Origin of the sequence: Autumnicola tepida (assembly GCF_031846485.1) — a bacterium.
Lineage (GTDB): Bacteria > Bacteroidota > Bacteroidia > Flavobacteriales > Flavobacteriaceae > Autumnicola > Autumnicola tepida.
In genome coordinates this window covers 1-11,254 of sequence record NZ_JAVRHQ010000041.1, presented here as the reverse complement: position 1 = coordinate 11,254, position 11,254 = coordinate 1, and the positions used below count along the sequence as shown (strand labels likewise).

Sequence of the window (11,254 nt, the reverse complement as noted above, 5' to 3'; positions counted from 1 at the left end):
TTTTGTTTCCGGCGGGTCTTGAAAATTTGTGATTAATACCCGCACTTTCACTAAATTTACCTGTTAATTTTAATACCTGGAACTTATGGCTAAAGAGAAATCGCCTTCAAAGAATTCGGTTAAAAAAGAACCGGTGAAGAGTTTAAAGGAAAAACGCGCGGCAAAGGCCGAAAAGAAAAAGAACAGAACTTAATTTAAGGGAGGCAGTAAAAGCCTCCTTTTTAATTTTAATCCATACCGCAATACCGTTGCATACTAAGTAAAAATCTGAAAGTCTGTCGAAAAAGTCATATTTTGCCCTCATATAGGCAATTTTCCTTTTCTAAGTTATAGATACTCCTGTAAGTGTTCTTTAAAATATTCAGCACTATCGGCTATACTTTTCATGGGCGTGTGTGTAAAGTTACCTCCCTGTTCGATATAATAGAATTCAAGTCCGGAATCAACTGGATCAGGAAGTATCCTGGCATAATCAATTGAACCATTACCCAGCTCGGTATAATCCCTGCTGGTTTTGTGCATATCCTTTAGGTGCCACATTACGTAACGCCCGGGCCGGTTCTTTACCAATTCCCGGGGAGTAGTTTTGGAAGAATGTACAACCCAGTACATGTCTAGCTGAAGCTTAACAAGCTCGGGATCGGTTTCTTTCAAAATTATATCAAATCCCGTTTCCCCATTATGTTCTGTAAATTCGAAACCATGATTGTGATATGCGAATCCAAGTCCCGCAGCCGTCACCTGTTCACCAATAAGGTTTAATTTTTGACTCATGATTTTAAAATTGTCCATCGTCCGTTGTTCAGGAGCAATCCAGGGCCAGGTGATATATTTCATATCCAGGTCATAAGCCCCTTTAATGCATTGCTCTGTAAACTTTCTTAAATCATCCTGGGATTTATGAAGGTATGATGAAAATCCAAAATGCCCGCTTGAGGCCGTAATTTGCAGTTCTTCAAGTATTTGTTTAAAATTTGATGGTTTAAGCCCATAAAAAGTTCCTTTTTCACTGTTAAAACCAAAGGTTTCAAAATCTTCATATCCCATACTTTTTGCAGCTTTCAGAGTAGCTACAGCGTCTTTGTTCATGTTGTCGTTCACCGTATATAACTGCAGCCCCATTTTATATCTCGTCTTTGTCATGGAATAAGCTGTTAGGGGCAAGAGTGTGGATGCTCCCAAAATGCCCATGGTTTCAATAAAAACTTTTCGATTCATAATTTCGGTTTAAAGGAGTCGGTTTAAATTCAAATTAATTGAGTGAATATGTAATTTTAGCTTTCTGCCAACAAGCTATATTGTCTTTTTGCATAATTTTAAGCGAAAATTTCAGGTTTCCATCATGAAAAAAATCCTTGCCTTTTCAGGCTCTAACAGCAGCACTTCCATAAACCATCAGCTTTTAACCCATGTTTCTGCCAGGATTACAGGGCATGAAATAAAGATAATAAAACTTATTGACTATCAGTTTCCTATGTACAGTGCAGATCATGAAAAGGAAAAAGGAATCCCTTTAAATGTTCGCATCATGAAAAACCTGATAGCCGAAAGTGACGCACTGGTAATTGCGGTAAATGAACACAACGGCATGGTTTCCGCCTTTTTCAAGAATTTCCTGGACTGGATGTCCCGGGCAGAAAGAAATTTCCTGAAGGACAAGAAGATCCTTTTAATAAGTACTTCGCCCGGTATTCGCGGCGCTGCTTCTTCACTGGAATATGTGAAGAACATTCTCCCGCGATTCGGCGGGCAGGTAATAGAAAGCTTCAGCTTTCCTTCGTTTAAAGACAATTTTAAGGAGAATAAAGTGCTAAACGAGGTGCTGGATATGGGAATTGAAGATGTCTTGACTACCTTTGCGCACCAAATTGAAAGTTAAAAGTGCGCACCTCCAAATCTTACAAATTAGAGAACCCTATAAAGTTTAAAGAGCAGTTATTCCAGTGGAGCCGGCAGGCTTTTGAAGTTGCCTGGCTGGACAGCAATAAGGATTATGCCGAAAACAGTGATTTTGATGCCCTGCTTGCCATAAACGCATTTACCGCTGTTAAAACCGATGCTTACCAGGCCTTCGATAAATTGCAGGAATATCAGGAAACTACGAAAGACTGGATTTTTGGCTATCTCTCGTATGATCTTAAAAACGAGGTTGAGCAGTTAACTTCCCGAAATTTCGACGGACTTTCTTTTCCCGAGCTTTACTTTTTTCAGCCTCAAAAAATTATTATTCTGAAAAATGATCTTGCCGAATTCCATTATCTGCGAATGATTGATGATGAAATGGATGCCGATTTCCAGGAAATCCTTTCTTTGGAGGAAAGAGGAGAGGGCATAGAGGAGAGAGAAGAGAAAACAGGAAAAAGAGCAGATATTAAACCGAGAATTTCAAAAGAAAGTTATCTGCAGAAGGTTGAAAATATGCTTGCTCATATTCAGCGCGGGGATATTTACGAGGCCAACTTTTGCCAGGAATTCTATGCTGAAAACCGCAAAATTAAACCTGAGGCTGTTTTTGCTGAACTTAACAGGATTTCAGCTCCGCCCTTCGCCACTTTTTTAAAACTCGAGCAGTACAGCCTTATGTGCGCTTCCCCGGAGCGATATTTGAAGAAATCTGGCAGCAAAATCTTATCTCAGCCCATTAAAGGAACGGCAGGGCGGTCCCAGAATAAAGCAGAAGACCAACAGATTGCCGAAAAATTGCAGGCCGACCCGAAAGAGGTCTCCGAAAACGTGATGATTGTGGACCTGGTGCGTAACGATTTGTCCAAAATTGCCAAAAAAGGCAGTGTACAGGTGGAAGAACTTTGTAAGGTTTATAGTTTCAGGCAGGTGCACCAGCTCATTTCCACCATTTCGGCAACGCTGGAAGAGGGAATTCCCGCGGTGGAAGCCTTACGGGCCACATTTCCAATGGGAAGCATGACCGGCGCCCCAAAAATTTCGGCCATGAAAATTATTGAAGAACTTGAAGAAACCAGGCGCGGTTTATACAGCGGTGCGGTGGGTTATTTTACCCCCGCAGGTGATTTTGATTTTAATGTGGTAATTAGAAGTATTCTCTATAATGCTGAAAAACAATACGCCTCATTCTCGGTTGGCGGCGCGATAACCGCCCAGTCCATTCCCGAAAATGAATATGAAGAATGCCTGCTTAAGGCAAAAGCCATGCGGGAAGCTTTAGCGCAATAATTCCAGGAATTCTTATTGTTCTTTCTGCGGCAGCAGCAAAAAAGTCATTCCTTTCGGGGAAGATTAGGAGGCGGCTTTTGTATCTTTGAAAATATGGAGAAAGCTTTTCGAAATTTGATAAAATCCCGCTTTCCATTTTTACCCGGTAAAAAATTGCTGTTGGCGGTAAGTGGGGGAGTAGACAGCGTGGTGCTGGCGTATCTTTGCAGAAACGCAAAGCTTGGTTTTTCCATAGCCCACTGCAATTTTAACCTGCGCGGGGAAGAAAGCGATGCCGATGAGGATTTTGTGATAGATCTTGCCGATGAGCTGGAAGCAGAGGTTTTTACCCAGAATTTTGATACCGAAACTTTTGCTGAAGAAGCCGGCATTTCCATCCAGATGGCCGCAAGGGAACTCCGCTATAACTGGTTTGAAGAACTTTCCCAAACTCTTAATTTCGATTATGTGCTGCTGGCCCATCATGCCAATGATGATTTAGAGACTTTTTTGATAAACCTGGTTAGGGGGACGGGGCTGGAAGGCCTAAGCGGTATTAATGCTGAAAAAGACACGATTCTAAGGCCGCTGCTCGATTTTTCAAGAAAGGAAATTGAAGCCTATGCCAGGCAAAATAATATAAAATGGAGGGAAGACAGCAGCAACGCTTCCACCAAATACCTTCGGAATAAAATTCGGCATAAAATCGTGCCGGTGCTGGAAGAGCTTAATCCGCAGTTACTGCAAAGCTTCAAGCAAACGCAGTCTTACCTGAAAGAGAGTGAAGCGCTGGTAGAAGATTATATGAGCCTTATTTACCCCAAAGCAATCCAGAAAAGCCAGTACGGCTACGAACTGGACATAAACTTTCTTAAAAAAATACCCAATACCCGGGCTGTTTTATACCAGCTGCTCAAAACCTTTGGCTTTACCGAATGGAACGACGTTTATAACCTGCTGGACGCCCAGCCCGGGAAAATGGTTTTTTCAGAAGAATACCGGCTTGTAAAAGACAGGGAGAAGTTGTTGCTTACTGAAATTAACTATCCTGAAGATAAGATTTACCATATTGCCGAAGGGGAGGAGCTGGTAATGTTGCCGGTGGGAAAACTGGCTTTTGCTGAGGTAGATAAAATTGAAAAAAAAGAGGACTTTTCAAGGATATTTGTAGATGCCGATAAACTGCAGTTTCCGCTCATCATCAGGAAATGGCAAACCGGCGACTTTTTCTATCCTTTCGGGATGAAGGGCAGGAAAAAAATAAGCGATTTCTTCAAAGACAAAAAAATGTCCCTTCCCGAAAAAGAAAACACCTGGCTCTTGTGTTCTGCAGAAGATATTGTGTGGGTGGTGAACCACCGGGCCGATGAGCGATTTAAAGTAACTTCAGCAACAGGTAAAATCCTTAAAATAAGCTGTTCTTTTTGAAAGTCCTTCTTAGTGAAGAATAAAGGGGAAGAGGGAGCTCAAAACCTACCAACTTCAGCCTAAAGCCTAAAATTCTTTTAAGGTTATTGCGGTTATTTCTATCTTTAGCAGCTTTAAAATAAACCACAATGAAATCATTCCGAATTTTTCTGCTGCTCAACATCTTCATTTTTGTTGGGGCACAGGCTTTTGCACAGCTTCAGCAAGATTATCAAGTTTCTGAACATTACAATAAAATGGAGGCCGATATCCCCATGAGGGACGGCACAAAGCTGCACACCACCATTTATTCGCCAAAAGATACCTCTCAAAAATACCCAATTTTGATGCAAAGGACTCCGTACAGCTCACGGCCGTATGGAGAAGGGCAGTTCAGGTCTAAAATTGGCCCTAACGAATACCTCATGCAACAGGGGAACATTATTGTTTACCAGGACGTTCGCGGCAGATGGATGAGTGAAGGCAAGTATGACAATATGCGGCCTTTTCTTCCGAATAAAAAAGGAAAAGAGTTTGACGAGGCCAGCGATACCTACGATACCATAGAATGGCTGGTAAACAATGTTGAAAACAATAACGGCAGGGTAGGCACCTGGGGGATTTCCTATCCCGGTTTCTATGCCACTTACTCCCTGCTAAGTGAACACCCCGCCTTAAAGGCGGTTTCGCCACAGGCGAGCATAAGCGACTTCTTTTTTGACGATTTTCACCATAATGGTGCATATTTACTAAGTTACTGGAGGGCTACCGCGCTCTTTGGATATCAAAAGGAAGGGCCTACAGCAGAAGCCTGGTATAATTTACCCGGGTTGGGAACACAGGACCAGTACCAGTTTTTTCTTGATGCCGGGCCTTTGAGCAATCTGGATGAATATTATAAAGAAAATAACGAGTTCTGGCAGCAGCTAAAGGAACATCCTAATTATGATGAATTCTGGCAGTCCCGGGGGATTGTTCAGTACATGAAAGATATTAAACCGGCTGTAATGATAGTGGGAGGCCTTTTTGATGCCGAAGACCTTTACGGGCCATTCCATATTTACAAAAGCATAGAAAAAAACAGCGATAATTATAACAGCCTGGTATATGGCCCCTGGAGCCACGGCGACTGGGCAAGGGCTGAAGAAAGGCAGACCGTTGGGAATATCTATTTTGGGGATAATATTTCCCAGCAGTTCCAGGAGAATTATGAAACGGTTTTCTTTAATCATTTTCTGAAAGGGGAGGCCAGCGGTACCACGGGACTGGCCGAAGCCCACATGTACGATACCGGAGAAAGGCTTTGGAACGATTACAACCAATGGCCGCCAGAAAATACTGAAGAAAAACTTTTTTATCTGGGAGATAACCAGAAACTCACTGATGGTCCCACAGATACCCGGCAGGAATTTGTGAGCGATCCCAATAAGCCTGTTTCTTACAATAACGAGATCAAGACCGTTTTTACCCCGCGTGAATATATGACCGGGGACCAGCGTTTTGCGGCAAGAAGGCCAGACGTGCTGGTTTTTGAAACCGAGGTGCTGGAAGAAGACCTTAAAATGGCCGGCCCCATAAAGGCGATGCTGCAGGTGGCCACCACAGGAACCGCGGCCGACTGGGTGGTGAAAGTGATAGATGTTTTTCCTCCCGATGCCGAAGATTATGAAGAAACCCCTGCACACCTTAAAATGAGCAATTACCATATGATGGTGCGTAGCGAAGTGATGCGGGGCAGGTTTAGAAACAGTTTCGAGAATCCCGAAGCTTTTGAACCCAATAAAAAAACCGCGGTAAATATTGAGTTGCAGGACGTAAACCATACTTTTAAAAAAGGCCATAAATTGCAAATCCAGGTGCAGAGCACGTGGTTCCCGTTAATAGATATTAACCCGCAAACATACGTGCCCAATATTTTTGAGGCGGAAGAAGAAGATTTTCAAAAACAGACGCACACTGTTTATGGAGATTCCGCTATTCGGTTTTCTGTACTAAGGGAATAAGCCTTAAGTTAGCCAGTAATTAATAATTATTAACCGGTACAGGTAAAAGTACCCTGGTCTGCCAAAATGTATTCAGATGAAAAAGATTTGCGTTTTTCCATTGCTGGTTTTGTTGCTCCTTGGTTCCTGCAAGGAAGAAAAAAAAGTGCTTACCGATGCCGAGATGGAAGCTAACTCCAAAAGCCTGAACGCTTATTTTGAAGAACAGTTCCAGCAGGAGGTTAAGGAATCTCCCATGTTGCAAACCCGGCTGGGCATTAAAGCCGATTACGGGAAATGGGACGATTTTTCTTCTGAAAAATATGCAGAAGATCTTGAGCAGGCAAAAGAACGGTTAAAGTATTTAAAGGAAGTTGACCCGGAAAGCTTAAATGAAAAAACACGGTTAAGCTATAAATTATACAGGCAGCAGCAGGAAAATGCCATTGAAGATTACGAATATCGTTTTTACGATTATCCGGTGAACCAGATGTTTGGTTACCATTCACAGCTGCCTGCTTTTCTTATAAACATGCACAGCATAGATTCAGTTAGCGATGCCGAGGGCTATATTTCGCGGCTTGAAGCTTTTCCCGAAGTTTTTGAGGAGATAATAGAAAACCTGAAGATTAGGGAACAAAACGGGGTTATCCCGCCAAAATTCGTTTTTGATAAGGTGCTGGACGATTCCCGGAACATCATTAAAGGCAAACCTTTTATGAAATCTGTGGAAGTAAGCACCCTGCTGGAAGATTTTAAAACCAAGTTAGAAGCTCTGGAGCTTTCCGAAGAAAAAAAACAGGAGCTCACAGCCCAAGCTGGACAGGCCCTGGTGCAAAACGTAAAGCCGGCCTACGATAATCTGATCGCTTTCCTGGAAAACCAGCAGCAAAGGGCTACCGGCGAAGCGGGAGTATGGAAATTTCCAAAAGGGGATGCCTTTTACAATAATCGCCTTCAGAGGATCACTACCACCGCTCTTACTGCAGAAGAAATTCATGAGATTGGCCTTAATGAAGTTGCCCGCATCCACAGGGAAATGGAAGAAATTATGAAGAAGGTAGACTTTGAGGGTTCGCTGCAGGATTTCTTCGAATTTATGCGTACAGACGAGCAGTTTTATTATGAAGATTCTGAAGAAGGCCGGAAAAAATACCTGACAGATGCCAAACAGATCATAGACCGGATGAGGCAAAAACTCCCTGATTTGTTCAATACCCTGCCTGAAGCAGAGATAGTGGTAAAGGCGGTAGAGCCTTTCCGGGAAAAAAGCGCGGGAAAAGCATTTTACCAGCAGCCGGCCATAGACGGTTCGAGACCTGGTACTTTTTATGCCAATTTATATGATATGAGTGCCATGCCAACTTACCAGCTGGAGGCACTGGCCTATCACGAGGGCATTCCGGGGCACCATATGCAGATTGCCATTGCCCAGGAGCTGGATGAGGTGCCCGATTTCAGAAAACACAGTTTTTACACCGCTTATGTGGAAGGCTGGGGGTTATACAGCGAGTTGCTTCCAAAAGAAATAGGATTTTACAAAGATCCTTATGCCGATTTTGGAAGGCTGGCCATGGAACTCTGGAGGGCATGCAGGTTAGTGGTAGATACAGGAATCCATTCCAAAAAGTGGACCCGTGAGGAAGGAATTTCCTACTATAAACAAAATACCCCCAATGCCGAGAGCGATGCCGTTAAAATGGTGGAGCGGCATATTGTAATGCCCGGCCAGGCTACCGCCTATAAAATAGGAATGAACAAAATCCTCGAGTTAAGGCAGACAGCGGAAGCAGAATTGGGAGAAAATTTTGATTTGGGTGAATTTCATGATGTAGTTTTGCTGGACGGAGCAATTCCGTTAAACGTCCTCGAGGATAATGTTGGGGAATGGATTGAATCGAAAAAGTAAATCGAAGCCATTGGATAAAGTACACAAAACAGACCTGAAGCTTATCAGCCTTAAAAACGCCAATAAAACAGAGGTGAAAATTCTCAATTTTGGCGCAGCGCTTTTTAGTCTCAAAATGTTCGCCGCTTCAGGAAAAAAAGTAAATGTAATTGTTGCTCCCAGGTCACCGGAAGATTTTCTCACTGCCCGGTATAAAAGCCATAACAAGTGTTTTGGCGCTTCCATTGGCCGTTATGCCGGCCGCATTTCAGGTGGGAACTTCAGCCTGGATGGGGAGGAGTATACGCTTTATCAAACAGAAGGAGTGCATTTACATGGGGGCGATAATGGCTTTCAGTATAAATTATGGGAAGTTGAAGAGGAAACCGAAGGAAGCGATCCCTCGGTTACCTTATCTTATTTTAGCAGGGATGGGGAGGAAGGTTATCCCGGAAACCTGAAGGTTTCTGTAACCTACACGCTTTCTGAAGAAGATGAGCTTAAAATTCTATATACCGCTGAAACCGATAAGAAAACAGTGGTAAACCTTACAAATCACACCTATTTCAACCTTAATGGTGAAGGCAGTGTAAGCGACCATTTTCTCTGCATAAATGCTGATAAAATACTGGAAGTTGATGAAAAGCAGCTGCCTACGGGGAACCTGGTGAACCTGAGGGAAAATTACAAGAACTTCGAAGACAATAAGCTAATCGGGAACCGCCTGCTGGACGATACTTTTGTGCTGAACAGTGATGACCAGGAAGTTTCGGCCAGGCTGTTTGCACCGTTAACCGGGATTAAGCTGGAAATGAGAACCAATCAGCGTGCGGTTGTGGCTTATGCCCCCGAAGAGCTGCCGATGGATCTTGAATATCAAACCCGTATTTCTCCAGAATATCCGTCACTTTGCCTGGAAGGGCAAAATTTCCCTGATGCGCCAAACTTCAGAAATTTCCCTTCCAGCGTGCTGGAGCCGGGAGAAAAATACCAGAACCACCTCTCTTTTAAGTTTTCCGTAAAAAGATAAAATAAATTTATTTTAAACGTAAAATTTACGTTTTTTAATTTTAAAGTTTATATTTAACAAAAATTTTACAAGTACATGGAATTTGAATTACTCGACCAGATTGTTTTTGCAGCTTATGCGTTAATGATTATTGGCATAGGCTGGTGGGTTTCCCGCGGAAAGGGAGAAACCTCAGAAGACTACTTCCTTGCCAGTAAATCCCTGCCGTGGTGGGCAATTGGGGCATCGCTTATTGCCGCAAACATTTCAGCCGAGCAGTTTATTGGGATGTCCGGCTCGGGTTTTGCCATTGGCCTTGCCATCGCTTCATACGAATGGATGGCAGCCATAACACTACTGGTAGTTGGGAAGTTCTTCCTTCCAATTTTTATAGAAAAGAAACTCTACACCATTCCCGAATTTGTAGAGGTGCGCTACAGCAAAAACCTTAAAACCATACTTGCCGTTTTCTGGCTCTGCCTTTTTGTTTTTGTAAACCTTACCTCTGTGCTTTACCTGGGGGCTACGGCACTGGATACGATTATTGGTACAGGAGATGGTTCCATCTTTATGGAATCCATAATCGGGCTGGCCCTTTTCGCGGCGGCATATTCCCTCTATGGCGGCCTCTCGGCCGTAGCCTGGACAGATGTGGTACAGGTAGTGCTTTTAATTGTAGGAGGCCTTATCACAACTTTTATTTCCCTGTCCCATGTTTCTGAAACCGGTGGGATTATAGACGGGATGGCAACTGTTTATGAACAGGTTCCAGAAAAGTTCTCCATGATTCTTGATAAAGGAGAAATTATAACTCCAAACGGGAAAGATGCCTGGTGGGATTTGCCCGGCCTTGCCGTTCTTATTGGCGGGATGTGGGTTGCCAACCTTTATTACTGGGGCTTTAATCAGTATATTATCCAGCGAACGCTGGCGGCAAAGAGTTTACAGGAATCTCAAAAAGGTATTGTACTTGCAGGCTTCCTTAAACTGTTAATCCCCTTAATCGTTGTGATCCCTGGGATTATAGCTTTCGTAATCAATACCGATGCCAGTGGCGAAATTGTACGAGGGGTAACCGATGCCTCCTTCTTCAGTGGAACGGGAACGGTTATAAACGATAATGCTTCCCCGTGGCTAATTAAAGAATTTGTTCCGGTAGGATTAAAAGGCCTGGTGGTAGCAGCACTTGCAGCGGCAATCGTATCTTCTGTGGCTTCCATGCTTAATTCTACCGCCACTATCTTCACGATGGATATCTATAAGCCCTTTTTTCAGAAGAACAAATCGGAGAAAGGTCTGGTTACTGTAGGAAGGATTTCTGCCAGCCTGGCTCTAATTGTGGCTATTATCCTTGCGCCGCAGCTAAAAAGTCTTGGGCAGGTGTTCCAGTATATCCAGGAATATACAGGGGTAGTGAGCCCCGGGATCTTAGCGGTGTTTATGCTTGGCCTTTTCTGGAGAAAAACCACCAATAAAGCCGCTATTCTGGGAGTTTTGATCTCTATTCCCATCGCGCTTTACTTTAAGGTAGGGCCTAACGGCTGGATAGATTCCCCATTGTTTATCACCTGGCCTTTTATGCACCAGATGATGGCTACCTGGATTCTTACCATGCTGGTAATGGTAATTATAAGTTATGCTGAAGCAAAAGGCAGGGATCATGAAAAATCTATTGTTTTTTCAAAGAACCTGTTCAAGACGGGCCCGGTATTTAATATTTGCAGTTTTGCGATACTGCTTATTGTGGCCATGCTTTATGCCTTGTTCTGGTAAAAAAAGATATTATCAAATAAAAAA

General features: G+C 43.2%; 8 protein-coding genes. 7 read left to right on the top strand and 1 reads right to left on the bottom strand.

Annotated elements, in window-relative coordinates; translation table 11 throughout:
* Positions 1–327: 327 nt before the first annotated feature.
* The gene (locus RM553_RS18825; protein ID WP_311536514.1) at positions 328–1,218 is read right to left on the bottom strand and encodes a sugar phosphate isomerase/epimerase family protein; all 891 of its coding nucleotides are present in this window, start codon (positions 1,216–1,218) and stop codon (positions 328–330) included.
* Positions 1,219–1,342: 124 nt separating this feature from the next.
* Here RM553_RS18825 and RM553_RS18820 point away from each other — a divergent pair, with 124 nt between their 5' ends.
* The 7 genes from RM553_RS18820 to RM553_RS18790 all read left to right on the top strand — a co-directional run bounded on the left by RM553_RS18820 (position 1,343) and on the right by RM553_RS18790 (position 11,230).
* Positions 1,343–1,879: an NADPH-dependent FMN reductase gene (locus tag RM553_RS18820; RefSeq protein WP_311536513.1), complete on the top strand. Its 537-nt coding sequence runs from the start codon at positions 1,343–1,345 to the stop codon at positions 1,877–1,879.
* A gap of 2 nt (positions 1,880–1,881) precedes the next feature.
* A complete protein-coding gene (locus RM553_RS18815) occupies positions 1,882–3,192 on the top strand; it encodes an anthranilate synthase component I family protein (RefSeq protein WP_311536512.1) in 1,311 nt (436 codons plus the stop codon).
* A gap of 93 nt (positions 3,193–3,285) precedes the next feature.
* Positions 3,286–4,599 (top strand): tRNA lysidine(34) synthetase TilS, encoded by a 1,314-nt coding sequence (gene tilS / locus RM553_RS18810; protein WP_311536511.1) that lies wholly within the window; start codon positions 3,286–3,288, stop codon positions 4,597–4,599.
* A 128-nt stretch (positions 4,600–4,727) separates the two neighbouring features.
* Positions 4,728–6,581, top strand: a complete 1,854-nt coding sequence (locus tag RM553_RS18805) for a CocE/NonD family hydrolase (protein WP_311536510.1) — start codon at positions 4,728–4,730, stop codon at positions 6,579–6,581.
* A gap of 76 nt (positions 6,582–6,657) precedes the next feature.
* Positions 6,658–8,469 carry a DUF885 domain-containing protein gene (locus RM553_RS18800; protein WP_311536509.1) on the top strand — a complete coding sequence of 604 codons (1,812 nt, stop codon included), beginning with the start codon at positions 6,658–6,660 and terminating at the stop codon, positions 8,467–8,469.
* Between the two features lie 10 nt (positions 8,470–8,479).
* The gene (locus RM553_RS18795) at positions 8,480–9,478 is read left to right on the top strand and encodes an aldose epimerase family protein (RefSeq protein WP_311536508.1); all 999 of its coding nucleotides are present in this window, start codon (positions 8,480–8,482) and stop codon (positions 9,476–9,478) included.
* 75 nt (positions 9,479–9,553) lie between these two features.
* Complete coding sequence (locus RM553_RS18790) at positions 9,554–11,230, top strand: sodium/sugar symporter (protein WP_311536507.1); 1,677 nt, start codon at positions 9,554–9,556, stop codon at positions 11,228–11,230.
* The last annotated feature ends 24 nt before the right edge of the window (positions 11,231–11,254 follow it).